Annotated in this window: 9 protein-coding genes and 1 tRNA gene; 5 read left to right on the top strand and 5 right to left on the bottom strand. The window is 45.1% G+C overall.

Features of this window, described 5'->3' with window-relative positions:
- Positions 1-104: 104 nt before the first annotated feature.
- A complete protein-coding gene (locus tag HYN43_RS10240) occupies positions 105-2,285 on the top strand; it encodes an alpha-glucuronidase family glycosyl hydrolase (protein WP_119411603.1) in 2,181 nt (726 codons plus the stop codon).
- 245 nt (positions 2,286-2,530) lie between these two features.
- On the opposite strand, the gene HYN43_RS10235 is transcribed toward HYN43_RS10240, so the two are convergent.
- Complete coding sequence (locus tag HYN43_RS10235; RefSeq protein WP_119411602.1) at positions 2,531-3,343, bottom strand: SDR family oxidoreductase; 813 nt, start codon at positions 3,341-3,343, stop codon at positions 2,531-2,533.
- A gap of 83 nt (positions 3,344-3,426) precedes the next feature.
- The gene (locus HYN43_RS10230; protein ID WP_119411601.1) at positions 3,427-5,355 is read right to left on the bottom strand and encodes a sialate O-acetylesterase; all 1,929 of its coding nucleotides are present in this window, start codon (positions 5,353-5,355) and stop codon (positions 3,427-3,429) included.
- 818 nt (positions 5,356-6,173) lie between these two features.
- Between HYN43_RS10230 and HYN43_RS30620 the strand changes: the two genes are divergently transcribed.
- From HYN43_RS30620 to HYN43_RS10215, 4 genes are all read left to right on the top strand, one after another.
- The gene (locus tag HYN43_RS30620; RefSeq protein ID WP_205589911.1) at positions 6,174-6,353 is read left to right on the top strand and encodes a carboxypeptidase-like regulatory domain-containing protein; all 180 of its coding nucleotides are present in this window, start codon (positions 6,174-6,176) and stop codon (positions 6,351-6,353) included.
- Positions 6,301-7,179 (top strand): TonB-dependent receptor plug domain-containing protein, encoded by an 879-nt coding sequence (locus HYN43_RS10220; protein ID WP_205589910.1) that lies wholly within the window; start codon positions 6,301-6,303, stop codon positions 7,177-7,179. The genes HYN43_RS30620 and HYN43_RS10220 overlap by 53 nt, the downstream gene beginning before the upstream one ends.
- A gap of 78 nt (positions 7,180-7,257) precedes the next feature.
- Positions 7,258-7,440 carry a hypothetical protein gene (locus HYN43_RS30275; protein ID WP_162996404.1) on the top strand — a complete coding sequence of 61 codons (183 nt, stop codon included), beginning with the start codon at positions 7,258-7,260 and terminating at the stop codon, positions 7,438-7,440.
- Positions 7,437-8,645 carry a DUF4982 domain-containing protein gene (locus HYN43_RS10215; RefSeq protein ID WP_245447230.1) on the top strand — a complete coding sequence of 403 codons (1,209 nt, stop codon included), beginning with the start codon at positions 7,437-7,439 and terminating at the stop codon, positions 8,643-8,645. Before HYN43_RS30275 ends, HYN43_RS10215 begins: the two co-directional genes overlap by 4 nt.
- Positions 8,646-8,682: 37 nt before the next feature.
- Here HYN43_RS10215 and HYN43_RS10210 read toward each other — a convergent pair.
- From HYN43_RS10210 to HYN43_RS10200, 3 genes are all read right to left on the bottom strand, one after another.
- Positions 8,683-8,767 (bottom strand) — tRNA-Ser (locus HYN43_RS10210).
- Between the two features lie 631 nt (positions 8,768-9,398).
- On the bottom strand, positions 9,399-11,990 hold the full coding sequence (locus HYN43_RS10205) for a DUF5686 family protein (protein ID WP_162996403.1): 2,592 nt from the start codon (positions 11,988-11,990) through the stop codon (positions 9,399-9,401).
- Between the two features lie 309 nt (positions 11,991-12,299).
- Entirely contained in the window at positions 12,300-18,674 is a 6,375-nt protein-coding gene (locus tag HYN43_RS10200; protein ID WP_119411598.1) for a T9SS type B sorting domain-containing protein, read from the bottom strand.
- Positions 18,675-18,895 lie beyond the last annotated feature (221 nt).

Here is an 18,895-nt window from a genome sequence, read left to right as displayed (position 1 = left end):
ACAGGTTATAAACCCTTGTTGACGACAATCAGTTATCGACAATAATATCCATGATCCTCGCGGGTCTTTGTTTTATAATATTACTTAGCTGAATTGAGAATAGTATGCCTAAATATTTACTGAAATATCCGTGCCTGTGTTTAATGGCTTTGTTTATGGTAATGAATAAAGTCCAGGCCGACAATGGCTATAAGTTATGGCTCGAATATCATAAAGTAAGCAACCGGCAACTGGCCGGAGTTTACAGGCAGCAGTTGCAATATATGGTATTCCCCGCATCATCAAATCCGCTTAAAGCTGCCAAGGCCGAGTTTTTGATGGGTTTGGATGGGATGCTTTCAGTAAAACCTACAGAGGTTACGAATATAGTAAGCGGGCAAACAATTGTGGTTGGTACGCCAAAATCATTGAATGCTTTACCTATATCCTTTCCTGATAGCATTGGTAATGAAGGATATCTCATCAAAACAATATTCATTAATAAAAAGCAATGTACGCTTATAACGGCCAATACTGATGTTGGGGTTTTATATGGTGTTTTTAACTTTTTAAAGCTGATCCAGACTAATCAAACAATCAGTAAACTCAGCGTTGCCGATCATCCGCGTTTAATGTACCGGGTTTTGGATCATTGGGATAACCTAAACCGTACTGTTGAGCGCGGTTATGCAGGTTCATCCATATGGAATTGGCATAAACTGCCCGATATTGTCGATCAGCGTTATATTGATTATGCAAGAGCTAATGCTTCTGTTGGCATCAATGGGGCGGTGGTTAACAATGTAAATGCCGACGCGCTGGTCCTCTCGCCGCAATATTTATTGAAAGTGCAGGCGCTGGCCAATGTTTTCAGAACGTATGGCATCAGGATCTATCTTTCGATAAAATTCAGCAGCCCGGTAGAATTGGGCGGCCTGAAAACTGCCGATCCGCTTGAGCCTGAAGTGAAAAAATGGTGGGCCGGTAAGGCTGATGAAATTTATAACTACATTCCTGATTTTGGTGGTTTTTTAGTTAAAGCTAATTCAGAAGGGCAGCCTGGCCCGCAGAGTTATGGCCGCACCCATGCGGATGGTGCCAATATGCTTGCCGACGCATTGGCCCCGCATCACGGCATAGTGATGTGGCGCGCTTTTGTATACGATAACAAAGTACCCGATGACAGGTTTAAACAAGCTTATAACGAATTTAAACCGTTTGACGGGAAATTTAAGGACAACGTGATCGTCCAGGTTAAAAACGGCCCTATTGATTTTCAGCCACGGGAGCCTTTTCATCCCTTATTTGGTGCTATGCCTAATACCCCGCTGATGATGGAGTTTCAGCTGACGCAGGAGTATCTTGGTTTTTCAACGCATCTGGTTTATGAAGCGCCTTTATTTGCCGAATGCCTGCAGGCTGATAGCTACAGGTATGGTAAAGGTTCAACAGTTTCGCGGGTAATTAAAGGCGATTTTAATAAGAAACTGATAACCGGTATGGCCGGCGTAGCCAACATTGGTGCCGATTTAAACTGGTGCGGCCATCCTTTTGCGCAAGCCAACTGGTATGCCTTCGGTCGCATGGCCTGGAATCCGGACCAGTCGCCGGCAGAAATTGCCGCCGATTGGCTCGGGATGACTTTTACCAACGATGAAAGTTTTGTAAGTCCGGTAAAAAAGATCATGCTGCAATCAAGAGAAAATACGGTTAACTACATGACCCCGCTTGGCTTGCATCACATCATGGGAGTATCCACGCACTATGGCCCCGGCCCGTGGGTGGATAACGCAGGCCGCCCTGATTGGAATGCCACTTATTACCACAGGGCCGATTCTGCCGGCATAGGTTTTGATCGTACGGCAGCAGGGAGCAATGCCTTATCGCAATACGCGCCGGAAGTTAAGGCCGATTGGGGAAATATGAAGAGCTGCCCGGATGAATACCTGCTATGGTTTCATCATTTAAGCTGGGGGTACAAAATGCGGTCGGGGAGGACGTTATGGGACGAGCTGGTTTGGCGCTATTACACAGGTGCCGAATCGGTTAAACAGATGGGACTAACCTGGAATAAACTACAGGGCAAAATTGATCCTGAGCGATTTGCCGAGGTAAAACAACTGATGCAGCTTCAGTTTAAAGAAGCCGTAACCTGGCGCGACGCCTGCGTTTTGTATTTTCAATCATTTTCAAGAATGCCCATCGCAGCAGGATCCCCTAAGCCTGAACATCTTTTAGATTATTACAAAAAACTGAAGTTTTACTACGTGCCGGGCATAGGAGGTAATAACTACATGACCAATTAAAATCATCTTAAACCCAGGCCGATAAACCTGCATTTACAGCATAAAAAAAGGCAATCGTTATGCCTTTTGTACCGTTATGCCTTTTAGCACGTGTAACTCACCAAATTCTAAAATAGCCAATGCGGCCGAACGCCTGGCAAAGCGGCTTTGCATTCGTTAAAGCCTGGCGTAGAAGATTTCTCCTCACTCCACCATCGCAATCCCCGCGCTGTTCGTTCCGAATGACATTCGGGTTTTGGAGGCAGTTACACCCCGCTAAACACCGAAAACCCCCCATCAACTGTAATAACCGTTCCGGTCACAAACCTTGAGGCATCGCTAAGCAACCAGACCAACGCGCCCACCAATTCATCGGGCGAGCCGAACCGTTTAAACGGCGTTTTATCAATTACCAGGTTGCCACGTTCGGTATAGGAGCCGGTAGGGGTGGTTAATAAGTTTTTATTTTGCTCGGTCAGGAAAAAACCGGGGGCAATAGCATTGCTGCGGATCCTGTCGCCGTAGCGGTTGGCAAGCTCTACCGCAAACCATTTGGTAAAAGTATCTACCGCGCCTTTGGCTAAACTGTATCCCAAAACTTTGGTAATGGCCTGTTGCGACGCCATTGATGAAATGTTTACAATACTACCGCTTCCGTTTTCGGCTATAGCTTCACCAAATACGCGGGTAGGTAAAATGGTGCCGTAAAGGTTAAGGTCAATTACCTGCCGGAGCGCTTCAATGTCAAACGAAAAAAGGCTATCGTGGGGCTGTATAATACCCCCCGGCATATTACCGCCTGCGGCATTAACCAATCCGTCAATTTTTCCAAACGTATCCAGTACTAAATGGCGGGCTGCTTTTAGTTCATGCTCGCTGGTTACATCGGCAATGAGCGCCAGGGCTTTAGCGCCGTTTTTCTGTAATTGGGCCGCCCGTTGTTCTGCTATTTCTTTGTTCCGGCCAAGTATGGCAACAGTGCCGCCGGCCCGGACAATGCCGTTAATAAAAGCTTGTCCTAATATCCCGGTTCCGCCGGTTATTATGATTACTTTGTTGCTTAGTAAAAAATTATCCATAAATGATATGGGCAAATACGCCCTTGAGTTTTATGTGGTTTTATTTGTTGTATATAATTGAACCTGTGGCAATACCAGGGTGGTTATGGTTTATCTGTACGAAAAGGCATCGCCGGTAAGCCTTCGTTGTTGATTAAATTAGGATTGACCGGGTTATCTGCCCATGCGTACCGAATATATAGCGGACGAGGTACATCTGTACTGCTTAATACCACAGTATTGCCATTAATGGTGGCCTTGGCCCATGAAAAAATTTTATCGGCTCCGGCTATGGCAAATTCCTGCGGTTCTTCGCCATCTTTGGTACAAAGTCCCAAACCCGAATAATCAAAGCTGATGATGATCTTGTCGCCATCAATTTTTGCTGATTGAAAAACAGGGCCTGACGCTACAATATTTTTATCTCCATAGGCAAGTTTTTCAGCCTGGAGGGCCAATCTTTCGCCAACTTCTTTTTTTGCATCCGGATGAATATCGTTCCATTCGCCAAGGTCAATAGCTACAGCCATTGCTGTATTAGGTACAGACAATGAAGCTGCCTGAGCCTCGCGAAATTGGGCCCATTGGCTTTCGGATGGCAAATAGTTCATTTCCATAAAGCCCGGAAGTTGCACAAATAGGAAGGGCGCGTTGGCCATTTGCCATTTTAGCCGCCAATCGCGGATCATGGCGGGCTGGAGTTTTGCATACTGGGTGGGGTTGCCGGTATTTGATTCGCCCTGATACCATACAAAGCCTATAATGTTGTAATTAGTAATAGGGGCTATCATTGAATTGAACAAAGCCGTTGGTTGATTTTGAACCGCGATACCCCCGCCTGCAACGCTACCCTCTGGTTTGTTTACCAACCCTACTTTATATTGCCAGTAGCCTGTAAGGTCAATAGTATCGGCACCACAAATAAGCTGATATGGTTTATCGGGCACAAAACCACCCTTGCCCGAATTGTTGGTGACGCGAACAACAAACAGGTTTTTACCGGGTTTTAAGGTGTTTGGAGGGATGTTATATCGTCGTTGCGGGTACATATATGATGTAGAGCCGATCTGTTTCCCGTTAACGTAAACCACATCAGCATCTACTATTCTCCCCAAAAATATTTTGACCTGTGAGTTGAGCATGCTTTGCGGAATGTTGACCTCACGGCGGTACCATACCACGCCGTCGAGGTTGCGGATGCCCTGGTCTTCCCAGTATCCCGGAACGGCAATTCTGCGCCATCCTTTGGTTATGTACCCAGGATCGAACCATTTTTCGGTAAGCCCTTTATCCTGCTGATAGGGTACAGACTTATTTGCCAAAGCATCTTTTCGTAGGCTATTAAGGAATGCTGTATCTCTGTTTCTTTTAATTAAAAGTTCGATATCGGCAAAATCTCTCAGGCTTTCTTCACTCATCCAGGCCTCAATAGGAGTGCCCCCCCAGCTCGAATTGATCAAACCGATAGGTACATGGTACTTCTGATAAAGCGCTTTTGCAAAAAAATAGGCCACAGCCGAAAATTCGCCGATACCGGCAGAATCGGCTTTTTTCCATTTGCTACCCGGAACATCTTCCTGCGGATTTTGCATATTAGCTCTATTGGTTATGGCAAATTGCCTTATAGCAGCGTTTTTTGCACCGGCAATCTCTTTGGCATAACGCACTTTGTGCAACTCCATCTGGTGTACCATATTTGATTGGCCCGAACACAGCCATACATCGCCAATAAGGATATCCTTTAGTTGAATATGATTTGATCCATCTATGTCCATTGTGTATGGCCCGCCGGCTTCCGTTGGTGGCAGTGTTATCAGCCACTTTCCGTCACCTGAAGCAAGGGTTTTAAATTTCCTGTTCCTGAATTGAATTGTAACATGCTCTGAAGGAGCGGCCCATCCCCATATTTTGATTTTTTGATTGCGTTGCAACACCATGCCGTCACTCATTATGACGGGGAGGCGTATTTCGGCACGCGAAATAAAGCTGGTCAGAATGATCGCGATCAGGCTCAATAATTTCTTAAGTGTCATATCTACAGTAGTTTATAAGGAGTGTTGGGCTATCCGCCAATGGTTTAAAACATGATTTTAAGAGCGATGTAAGTTATAAATAAAAAATAATACTGCAATCGATTGCACATTTAAAAAATATATTATCTTGCAATCGCCAATTTTAATAAACTAATTTTCTTCTTTTTATATGAACAACCGCATTAGAGGCGTAATTAGCCAACTGAGCTTTATCCCTAATTTGCCATTTAAATAGCAATCGATTGCTCAATTAAGCACTTTGGATAATAATCCTGAAGACTTTGCGACGCTTTTTCTTCGTAAAGGGAGCCTTGCCATGCCGAAACTTATAGAAAACCTTAAAGTATCGGTAATTAGAATTGATCATTTGCTTCGTGATTTTGGGCACAATACAAAAGAAGAAATTCTCAGTATATCACGATTTAAAAGATCAGCACAGCCGAAAAGCGTTTGGTTACACCATTATATGATAAACTATTTTTTAAGAAACCTGAAGTGTTTCCGATCCTTTGATTTTGCAATCGATTGCGTAATTGAAATCAAATGCCTTTCGCAAAACAGGTGAGATGAGTCAGTTAATAAATAAAAAAACGAAATCTCCCGGGTCAAGGACCGGGGACTTTCAGTAAGAAACCCTATAAACCCTATACTTCAAACCAATTATAAAATGAATTTATGCGAGTAAAAATTTACACAAAAAAAGAAAGGGCTGGTGATATACCGCCTTCTAAAAAGGCCTCCGCGCTTTTGCTGATAGCCTTGTTAAGTTTTTTTCCTTTAACCTGTACGCTCAGAATGCTGCCGTTAAAGGCCGTGTTATGGACGAACCCGTACGGATAAAAGGAGCCAAAACAGGTACTACTACCGATGCCGACGGCGGTTTCCAGATCTCGGCGCCGCGAAACGCATCGCTCCAGGTATCGTCTGTAGGTTATGTTACGCAGGATGTCTATCAACAACCAAAGCAACATCACTATTACCCTGGTGCCCGAGCCTAAAAGCTTAACCGATGTTATTGTGGTTGGTTATGGGAGCCAGCGCAAGGAAGCGGTTACGGGTTCTGTGGCTTCCATCAGCGGAGCTAAACTTAATGAAATACCATCGGCCAACATAGCGCAGGCGCTGCAGGGCCGGGTTGCGGGTGCGGAGCTTGCCCAAACCTCTACAAAGCCGGGTGCCACCATGCAGATCCGCATCCGCGGTACGCGTTCTATCAACGCCTCTAACGATCCCCTGATCGTGCTTGACGGGATTCCTTTTGGCGGAACCATTGCCGATATCAGCCTTGATGATATCCGGAGTGTTGACATTTTGAAAGATGCTTCGGCAACTGCCATTTATGGTTCGCGCGGTGCAAACGGTGTAATATTGATCACCACCAAAAAAGGGAGCGCCGGCCAGGAACCGCAGGTGGCTTACTCTGGTTATCACGGTGCTAAAGATGTATTGAAATATCCGATGATGCAGGCGGGCAAATACCTGGCCTTAAGAAAAAGGGCCGGGCTGAACAAAAACCCCGGGGCTGATGAAGATACCACGGGCAAAACCAATACCGATTGGCAGCACCTTTTTTACCGCCCCGCGGCTGTAACCAACCATGATATCAGCGTAACCGGCGGAACCCAAAAAGGCAGCTATAAATTTGGCGTGGGCTACTACCGCGATGAAGCACCTGTACCGCTTTCGCAATACAACCGTATTTCACTAAGAGGATCGCTTGACCAGGGAATAGGAAAACTATTCCGGGTAGGTTTTACTACCAATAATAGCTATAGCATTACTGACGGTGCAAACAAGGTCTATCTGGCAATTGCTGTCGTTTGATGCCGTCGAAATTTCCTTTGTTTGTCTCAATTTTGATACTTCTGGCATCATTTTCTGCGTCGGCACAACAAAAGCAACATGGGGTGGCCACGGGAAGGGAACGCATTAATATTAATAATGGATGGCTTTATGCGTTATGATGGGAAGGGTGATGACCTGATGTATGATGAGCGCCCGGTAGTTAATAATCGTAAAGATGATGTTGTTGCCGATAGTCGCCCATCGCAAACTAATTTTGAAGGAACCTCTTCAATGTATTGAAGAAATGGATTTTGCCAACGGCAAATGATTTTTTAAGCGATACTTCGAAGCAAAGGTCTACCGCTGCATCCATGAATTATGCCCGGCCAAATATGCCATTTCCTCATTCAACTGATCTTATTTCTCTTAATTACCAGGGCGAGGGAATCAGGGATGCCCCGGCTTATGCAAATCTGAAAGGTATCCGGACAACTCCTTTATACCCTGCTTTTCATGCTAAATTTCCCGAGAAAATGATCATTAGCAGCGAAACAGCATCTACGCTGAGTACACGGGGGGCTTATATTTTTCCTGTTTATGATGGGATACGCGCGCCGGTGAACGATACATCAGGCGGCGATCCGAATCACCGCTTTGTTAGCGCTTATGAATTGTATACGGCTCAGTTCGGTGCCTCGCCCGATAAGGTTTTTATGTCGCAGGATAAACATCCTTTTGTGGCAGGCGAGTTTGTATGGTCAGGATGGGATTACCTGGGCGAGCCTACGCCGTATTATACAGCCCGTAGTTCTTATTCGGGTATCATAGATCTTGCTGGTTTTAAAAAGGACAGGTTTTATCTTTATCAATCAAGGTGGCGTCCGGATTTAAAGTTTGCGCACATTTTACCTCATTGGACATGGCCGGGAAGAGAGGGCCAAATTACACCCGTACACGTTTTTTCATCAGCCAACGAAGCAGAATTGTTTTTAAACGGAAAATCGCAGGGACGGAAGAAAAAAGGTGAACATGAATACCGGTTTAGATGGGATAGTGTTAAATATCAGGCGGGAGAACTTAAAGTAAAGACCTACAAAAATGGCAAGCCCTGGGCTGTTGAGACAATTAAAACTGTGGGTGTTGCAGCCAAATTGGAATTGACTGCAGATCGCCAGACTATAAAAGCCGATGGCTCTGATCTATCCTTTATTACTGTAAGAGTATTGGACAAGGAGGGGCATATAGTGCCTGATGCAGATAATGATATTACTTTTTCAATATCAGGCTTGGGTGAAATAGTTGCTACAGATAACGGTGATCCATCAGATCTCACAGCATTTCCGTCAAAAAACCGGAAAGCACTAAATGGCATGGCGCTTGTCATCGTAAAAGCGAGAATCGGACAGCCTGGTTCATTGGTGATAAAAGCCCGTTCGAAAGGTTTATACGGTCGGGAATTAAAAATATCAAGCAGTATAACTCAAAGCAAAAAGCGCAGTAAATAATTCATTTACTGCGCTTTCCTAATTGAATAATACTTAGCGGAGAGTTAGGGATTCGAACCCCAGGAACCTCTCAGTTCAACAGTTTTCAAGACTGCCGCAATCGACCACTCTGCCAACTCTCCGGGCGCAAAAGTACAAATCCGGGCCGGATTGCCAAATTTGAAATACGAATTAAAACTGTATGTCGACGTTTATGGCCATGAAGCAACTGCTATTCAAAATGTTAGGAACGATATTTTTTTTGAAAAAAAATTTATACTGGCTTAAAAATCCCGTAACAAGAGCCGGTATTTTGTAATTCACGCTATCTATTTGGCAACATTTCTTCGGTTCAAATCCCATTTCGAACAATAGTCCATCTAAAATATTAAAACATTGTGCATAAATAAATATGTTTTTCTGCTTTAATTATGCACAACCTTTGGCTATATTTGATTAACCGGTTATTTCTAAATTTGAGGAGAGTAAGTTTACCTTAATCTGCCCATTGATGAGTACTGAACCGATTTTAAAACCATCCGTGCAAAAACGGCTATGCCCGTGTGGTGAAACCGAACGATCAAACCTCGAGCGAATCCGCCGTACATGGTTTATGCGATATCTGTTGTTCTGGTTGCCTGTAAAGCGTTATAAATGCTATGGCTGTATGCGCAATAAATGGGTAATGGGTAATTAAGAATAAATTATCACTGATGCCGGGGCGCAGGAAACTAATCCTCAATAGCATCGGCGTTAAATAACCAAGAGTTTTCGCTACAAATGTGGCCTGAAGCCAAGCTTAACCCCGTAAGGTGAAACCGCCGGATGATCGAGATAATTGAACCGCTTGATCACATCTATCCTTAAAAACTTAAAAATATTGCCTATGCCAACCCCACCTTCAACGTAAGGGGTGCTGCCTAATGAAAATGTACCGTTCGAGCCATTAGATGCTACCGGGAACTGGTACAGATTTTTTGAAAGCAAAGGATTGTTCTCTTCGCGAATGCCACCATATAATACTTTAACCGACAAAAATTCGCGCCATTTTAAATGGCGGATGAGCGGGATCTTGTTCAAAATAAAACCGTTAAATGCCTGGGTGTAATTCAAGCCGATATAATGATCGCTTACAAACTCAAGGTAATTCATTTTATTGTAAGCGTTGGCATCGTACGCTATGGATTGATTGGCCCGCAAAATATTGAGCAGGGGGAACGGAACCTTGCCGGTTGTGATATTACCTAACAAAGTAATATCGGCATAGCCCAGCTGCGAAAAGTAAAACCGCTTGTAGATATTCGCGTCGATATTGTTATAAGTGTATGAGCTGTTAAATACATCCTTAAAGCCATGCGTAATCTGCAGGTTAAAAATCGGGAACCTGCTGCGGATGGTATGGCGTTCTTCGGTACCCTGTATAATCTGTTCGTGCGGTGCGTATCGCATGTTCAGTTCAAGTTCGGTGGCGGTTAAATTGTGAATCAGTTTGTTATCTCCGTTGTTCGATCTGAATTCGAGCGTCCCTGCCGGCTGCTGGTTCCAGTTTCTGAAAGCTATATTGAATGAAAAATGATTTTCAAAATCGCGCACATAAGCAACCGTATAAGTTTTGTTATACAACCAATAATCGGTTTTACCGGTGCTGAACGAGGTAAGTGCGGCCTGCTCCGGGATAACGGTAAGGCTATGCCCGGGCAAATCGGCATCATACCGGTAACTGAGTTTAAAATAATTGCGTGGATACCTGAATGGCGATACCTGGTTTAACGAAAGATAGGTGTTGAGATTATATTTTACCTGCTGATCGCGAAAGCCGTAAGCGATGTGATCTTCAAGATAAACGGTTTTGTTAAACTGCGGTGTCGTTCGGCCGCCTATCTGCAACCTCGAACCCTCCTGCGAGTCGTAGGCATAAGTTGAGCCCAGTGGCCCTAACTGTACCGGGCCAACGGCGGCATAACCGCCCGTAAGTGTCGAGGCTATCCAGGTATCGCGCTTAAATGCGGGCATGCGTTCAAGTTTGGTGATGTTGGCGTACACGGCTACCTGGCGGCGGGTTAGGGTATCGGGGCGATGAAGTGCCCAATAGGCGGTATCGTTTTGGCTGGGGTTTTCAACGGTTTGTTGATCTTTTCCTTCGTAAAAGGCGGCGGGCTGAGGGGCATTTTGTTTATAGTTGGTGAACACCGCCGTTCGTTCGCCAAAAATTGCCATTCCCTTATCCTTAAACAAGCCAAAATCAGCCTGCACATTGCTTTTAAACAGGAAATAATGCCCCGAATCGCGCTTAAAATCCTGCTGAATTTTGAGGCTGCGCATAAAGTTGATATTGATATCCTTGTTTACATTCAGCTCGCAGGCTTTAACGGCATAGCTGCCATCCATCGTAACATATAATTTGCCCTCAAACAAAATATCGCCGGTATTGCGCGGCGTAAAACTGATTTCGATTAGTTTTTCGGGCGAGGTTTTAATGGTATCGGTAATGAAAAACTTATAAAAATCGGGCGAGTGATTAGCTATCGGGCTCAGAAACTGCCTGTTAATAATAAAAATGTTATTGGTATAGATATCAATGTTGTTACCATAAAGCCGGTTAAGGTAGATCTCAAGCCCTGCGGTATCAATAAATTTAAGAATGTTGGTTTGCCTTTGAGCTTTCAGTACCTGGATGGATTTTGAAGGATCTTTACGATAATAGTTTTCAGACAGTTTTTCGCTGAAAAAAGCGGGCAACGAAATTTTGGTTTGCCCGTTTATCTTCGAAGTGCTGTCCAGCATAAATTTATACTTGCTGAAAAAACGCCCGTTCATAAACTTATCCGACAGGTTGAAGAACGAAAGCCCAATCCGCTCGTACAAATCATATTGCAGGTAATTTGAACTTTGCATCCGGTTTTGATCCTTACGATCAATAACCTGCTGAATAAGTTCTACGGCAGGATTACCTTTATTGCGATAGCGCTTGCTTTTGCCCGATGTTATCTTAACTTCCTTTAACTGGGTTTCGGCATACCTGAGTTTAACAGACAGGTTATTTACCTGGCCCGGATTAATTTTGCGGCGCTCGGCCATGTATCCCATCGATGAAAATGACACCTCGCTAAACAAGCCGGGTGCAGTTAGCGAATAGTTGCCATGATTATCTGTGGAGGTGCTGTAAGAACTACCCGTAAAGGCAACGCGGATAAAGGGCAGGGGAGCACCAGAAACCGCATCGGTAACCCGACCGCTTACCTGTGTCTGTTTATCGCCCGCAACATTATTTTGTTGTGCCGATACATTCAGCGAAAGGGAAATGAGGAATAAAAAAATGAGTTTCTTAAGATGATAATAGCCGCGAAACCCGTCGGGATTCCGCAATGCGGCAGCCCGTAGGTTGGAGGAATTCAAAAAAATAAAAGCCAACTGATAAATTATTTATTAATAAAAAAAAGCAGGTATTTATACAGTCATCCGGTTACGTTAGTGCGTTTTTATTTCAGCCCTAATTTACGATAAAAATCTGATTTTGGCCGATGTTTTACCATGTTTTGGCAAGTGGCTATGTTTCAGTTGGTTTAAGGAACGGTTATTAAATTTATAGCGATAGAAAGCAGTATCTGTTAGTTTCCCCTGAAATTTTGCTTTTATATCTATTATTGATGAATATCCCACTTGGTTTAATGTATTTTATCTAAGTATCGCCACCCAACCAGCCTTAGCCGGTGAACCATCGCTAAGGTTAATAACATAATAGTATGTACCAACCGGCACCGGGTTACTGCCAAGCTGGCCATTCCACTGCTGGCCGTATCCTACAGACGAAAATACTTTGGCACCCCAGCGATTAAATACGTTTACGGTGCAATTGGGATAATTTTCGATGTTCTTAATAACCCAGGTATCGTTATTGCCATCGCCGTTTGGCGTAAAAGTATTATACACCAAAACCCCGGCAGGCGTTATTGTGAGCACGCCCGGAATGTACGTGAAGGTGTAATTACCAGCTTCGGCGTTACCCGTAAAGTAAATAGGATAAGTGCCCGCAGCAGCGGCCAACGTAGCGTCTGTTCCCAATAAGGGACTTTTGGTGAGAACCGATTCATTCTGGTTGTTTACAAACCCGATATATTTAACCGTAAATGGTGGGTTTTGGGAATTGACAGGCCGTGTTTTGTTATCAGCTTTAACAATTACCGAAGCTGGTGTAACTATGCTGCCCGGCATTGATAAGTTATTGCTTGTTCCACCTGTGCTTAATGCGATGTTACCTGAATAGTTACCAACGCCGGTAGCTTTACTCAGCCTGATATAAACCGTAGTAGCATTAAGCGTACCTGGGCCGCCAATAGTAACGGTGTTATTAAAATTAACGCCATCGGTACTCAACTCAAAGCCCGCAGGCGGAGTGACCGTTACGCCTGATGTAAGATTAGTGCCCGATACGCTGAAACTCCCTGTTGAAGATGATGTACCATAAATGGTAGTAAGCGGCGATAAATTGCCCGAAAATGTAATAGCCGGCGCCACGGTTGGCTTAATAGTAATACTGAAACTAACCGGAGCACCGGTACATGATCCGTTAGAGGGTATAACGGTGATAGTGGCAGTAATCGGCGTTTGCCCATTATTAACAGCCGTAAATGGCCCTATATCGCCGTTGCCTGCGGATGCAATGCCGATAGCGGGGTTAGTATTTGTCCAGCTGTATGTTGTAGCCCCGGTAAAGTGAATAAGTGATACAGGGTCGCCATTAGTATAAGCTGGAGATGGCAACGCTGCCATAACAGGCAAAGCGTTTATGTCGCCGTCAACAGAAACTTTTTGATCGGCAATACCTGTGGAAGATAGGGTAATATCCCCCGAAATATGGCCTGCCGGTGCCGTAGCTGCCGACCTGATATAAATAGTAGCATTATTAACCTTACCGGCTGTTGGCGTAAGGGTCTGGGTGTTGCCATACCCGGAACTGAGATTCAATGATACTTCGAAATTTGCGGGCGCTGTTACCCGGATATTGCCGGTAAGGTTACTGCCACTAATACTAAACTGCCGGATATTAGGGTTGGCCGATGCCGAGCCTTCGCAGGCTGTTATACTGCCGCTCATTATGCCGGCCGTAATAGATGGTGGTGTTGGCTTAACGTTAATTTTAAAAGATACAGCATTACCGCTGCACGAGCCATTTGATGGTGTAACCAGGATATTAGCTGTAATGGTGGATGCTCCGTTGTTAACGGGTGTGAACGCCGGTATATCGCCGTTGCCATTGGCAGGCAAACCTATGGCCGGGTTGTCATTTGTCCATGTATAGGTGGTGGCTCCGGTAAACTGGATTGAAGTGGTAAGCTCACCGTTATTAAAAGTTGGCGATGATACCGCAGCCATCGTAGGCAAAGCGCTTACATCACCATCAACGGCGATATTTTGATCGGTGACCCCGGCAGAAGATAATAGCACGTTACCTGAGATATAGCCTGCAGGCGCTGTAGCCGCCAACCGTACATAAATATTGGTATTGTTGACTTTCCCGGCCACTTGCGTAAGCGTTAAGGTGGTGGTATACCCGGTATTAGTGGTTAATGATACTTCAAAATTTGCTGGAGCTGTTACCAGGATATTGGCGGTTAAATTGCTGCCGTTAACGACAAACTGTTGAATATTTGGACTGGTGGATGCCGAGCCCTGGCATGCCGTAATATTGCCACTCACCGCGCCTGCCGTTAAAGACGGCGGGGTTGGTTTAATGTTAATTTTAAAAGGGACAGGGTTACCATCGCATAAACCATTTGATGGTATTACCATGATATTGGCTGTAATTGCCGTTTGTCCGTTATTGGTGGCTGTAAATGCAGGTATATTGCCACTCCCGCCGGCAGCTAAGCCTATAGCCGGGTTATCATTTGTCCAGGTATAGGTGGTGGCCCCGTTAAACTGGATTGGAGTAGTAAGTTCACCATTATTAAAAGTTGGCGATGACACGGCCGCCATAACCGGCATGGCGGTTACATGGCCATCAACAGGAATTTTTTGATCAGCAAGTCCGGTAGTGGATAATATAATATCTCCCGAAATATGCCCCGCGGGGGCCGCAGAAGCAGATTGCACATAAATTTTAGTACTGTTAAGCTTTCCTGCATTCGGTGTAAGCGTTAATGTACCGCCATAGCCCGTACTACGGCTTAATGATAACTGAAAGTTTGCAGGGGCCGCCACGATAACATCGCCGGTTAAACTGGTGCCGCTAATTGTAAACTCCTGGATATTGGGATCAGCCGATGCTGAGCCCTCGCAGGCCGTTATAATACCGCTTACAGGGCCGGCCGTTAACAATGGGGCGGCAGGTTTAACATTAATTTTAAAAGTCATGGAGCCACCTGTACATGAAGCGGTTGATGGTACAACCGTAATATTTGCAGTAATAACAGCTAAACCATTATTACCGGCGGTAAACTCGGGTATATCGCCGCTGCCGCTCGCCGGTAAGCCTATTGCGGGATTATCATTCGTCCAGTTGTAAGTTGTGGCGGCTTGATTGCCGGTAAACTGGATTAGGGTTGTAGTTTCGCCACTATTAAAATTTTTATCAATAACCTGGTTCACAGTGGGTAAATCATTAACTATACCGTTAACAGCAACCTTAACATCGGGCACACCAATAGAACTCAACACCACATCGCCGGTAAAATTACCGGCCGTACCTGATGTTGCCGCGCGTACGTAAACCACCTTGTCGGTTACTGTTCCGCCTACCTGCGGTATGGTTAGCGAACTGGCAAATCCACTGGTTTCGTTTAGCGAAACTTCAAATTTGGCTGGTGCCGTAACCGTGATATCAGCTGATAACTTGCTTCCTGAAACTTTAAATTGTTGTGTATCTGTTGATGGCGAACCCAGGCAGGCCGATATATTGCCTGTTACCGCACCCGCGGTAATAGCAGGAGCGGTTACGTTTACGGTTATGGTAAATTTAGATAGGCTTGAGCATCCGGTACCGGGCACAAAAAAGTTTCCGAAGCTTTTACCCAGTTGTTGCTTTGCGGTGATGGTGCCGGTTATCGTATTTGTAGCCGTACTGATAATATTTACAATATTGGTACGGTCATTAACCACATATACACTTTTTCCATCAGGAGTTATGGTGATGCCTACAGGCTCGTGATTTACCGGTATGGTTGCTATAACTTTGATACTCTCTGCATCTACCACCATCACATTATTGCTTTTGGTATTGGCAATATAGATCCGTTTACCATCCGGACTAACACACAAACCTGTAGATACATCGCCGATTGGAAGAGTAGCTATTACTTTTTTCGCCGCCGCATCGATCACCTTCAGTAAACCGTTGTACTGCGCGCTGGTGGCGTACACCCGGCTGTTATCCGGGCTTACGGCAATGCCCGTTGGGCCGAAACTTACTTTAATGGGTGTTACCTGCCGGGTTTGGGTATTAACGGCTATCACCGCGTTTTCACCTATGCAACCAACGTAAACATTTAAACCATCAGGGCTTGCCGCCAGGCCGTAGGGTGCCCAGCCTACGTAAACTGTTGAGGCAGCGCCCGTAGCTACATCAATGATGGTCATGTTGGCCGTATTTACGTTAGCTACATAAACTTTTTTACCATCCGGAGAAAAACAGATGCCTATAGGTGAGATCACATTATTAACGGTAGAAACCACTTTGTGGGTGGTTGTATTAATAAACTTAACGGTATTGGCATCTACATCGGTAATGGCTACCAGTTTGCCATCGGGGCTAACGGCTGTGCCTACTGTAGCCAGCCCCCCGGTATTTATGGTTCCTGCCTGCTTGTTATTACTGGCATTTACCAGCACCATACCGCCGGTACCAACCAGGTACAAATAATCATCAGACGAGGAAGTTACCGTGATATTGGCTTTTACCGTGGCTGTACCGGTATTTGTGGCCGTGAAAGATGGTATATCGCCCGTGCCGCTTGCGCCAAGGCCGATAGAAGTTTGATCGTTAATCCAGTTGTAAGTATTTCCTGTGCCCTTAAATTCGATGGGGGCTGTTACATCGCCGTTATTGTAGATCTTATCATCTATAACATCTGTAACAGGCAAATCATTCACCACGCCTTTCACAGCTACATTTTTGTCGGATGCACCGGGAGTGGTTAAAAGCACATTGCCCGACAGGTTGGCCGGCGTACCTGCTGCTTTAGCGCGCACATAGATCACTTTATTCGTTACCGCACCGCCGCTTTGGATAAGAGTTAGCACATTGCTGAAGCCGCTGGTTTGGCTGAATGAAATCTCAAATCCGGCCGGAGAGGTGGCAGTGATATTACCCGATAAATTATTGCCCGATACCGTGAATTGCTGAAACGTTGTTGAAGCCGAGCCTATACATGTGGTAATAAGGCCGCCAACCGCGCCGGGGCTGATGGTGGTAGGAGAGGTATTTACCGTAATTTTAAAATTAGTTGGATTACCCAGGCAATCGTTAATACCCGGAGTAATAAAACTGCCCAGCGCCCGTGGATACTGGCCGCAGGATATGGTTGCAGCCACGGTATAATCGGCAGTGTTGATGATGGATACGGTGCCCGCATCCACATTCGCTACATACACGTATTTTCCGTCGGGCGTTATTGAAATCCCTTCGGGCGATTTTCCTACCGGCAAGGCAACCATAAACGCGTTGTTTGTGGCGTTAATTACCGAAACAGTTCCGGCAGCCTGGTTAGTAACATAAATGCGGCTGCCATCCGGGCTTACCGCTATAGCCGCAGCGCCGGATGGAATATTAATGGTTGCCGAAAGTGAAGCGGTGGCGGCATCTATTACGTAGATGCAATTGGAATAACTTCCTGTAACGTAAATCTTCCTGCCGTCCGGACTTGAAACTGCATAGTTGGCCCCCGGTGCGGGAATATTACCCAAATCGGCACCTGTTGCTGTATCATACACCCGTACATCGCCCATGGCGTAATTGGCTGTATAAAGCCACTTACCATCATTACTTATAGCCAGCCCTGCGGCGCCCGAAAAAAATGATAAGGAGGTAAGTGCTACATCATTCACCGCATCAATTACCGTACATTGGCCTGTTGCACCGGCAACATACACGCGCGTACCATCTTTGCTGTAAACCATTCCTGTGGGCGTATCAAACGTTGGTACGGTTTTCACCGCATTAGTTGCGGTATTAATAACCGAAACAGTGTTACTGCCCAGGTTTGCCACGTACACTTTTTTGCCATCAGGGCTTATAGCAACCCAACCCGGGGCAGGTCCCACCGGAATGGTATCGATAATTTTATTGTTGATGGTGTTCACCGCCAAAACGGTGCTGGTATTAAAATCGGGGATATAGGCAACATTGGCTTTTTTTGCCGTAACGCTGATGTGAGCTATAACCGGGCTCGATCCGGTATTTACAGCCTTAAAAGGTTCAATATTATCGGTACCACTGGTAGGCAAACCAATAGATGGCCTGTCGTTTGTCCAGTAAAAAGTATTACCGGTACCGGTAAAGTTTATCCAGGCTGTCAGATCACCGTTGGCGTAAACCAGGTCGGATATCGGGTCGACAGCGGGTAAAGCGTTAATAGTACCTTTTACAGCTACCTTCTTTGTTACTGCCCCTGCCGAAGTTAAGTTTACTGCACCCGATAAATTAGCCGGTGTAGCTGAAGTAACCACGCGTACATACACTGTTTTAGGAGTTACGGTACTGCCGGATGTAACAAAGAAAAAAGAATTACTAAAACCACCGGCCGGATTAGCCGAAATTTCAAAACCGGCAGGAGCCGTAACCGTAATATTATCGGTAAGGTTGTTGCCCGATACCGTAAATTGCTGCATGCCTGTTGCTGCAGCGCCCACGCAGGCCGACGTTGTTCCGCTCGCTACACTTACAATAATTGATGGCGTGGCAAAGGCCGGTTTAATTTTACTAACCGATCCTCCATGGTGAAAAATTACGTTGGTGTACCCACAGCTAATATTATAATTTAATGGCTCGGTTTTAGGCTTTAAAGGCGCGCAAAAAACCGATACCATACTTAGGAGAAGTAATGATTTACTCATGCTCAAGTCAGGTGAAAAACATGGTTTGGTTTTGCGGGGTAACCGGGTATGAAGTTATTACTTTAATTGTTAAATTAAAACACCTGCTATTTTTTGTGACGGTAAATTCTGTTTAATTAAAATTAAGTGCCGCTGTCCACACATACAGTAAGTTTCAAATTTCAATTTTTGCTTTAGGGAGAGATACCGGACTGCGTTTTTGAAGACAAAATCATTAATCT

The sequence above is a fragment of the Mucilaginibacter celer genome, from assembly GCF_003576455.2.
Taxonomy (GTDB): domain Bacteria; phylum Bacteroidota; class Bacteroidia; order Sphingobacteriales; family Sphingobacteriaceae; genus Mucilaginibacter; species Mucilaginibacter celer.
This window is presented reverse-complemented; position numbering and strand designations above follow the sequence as displayed.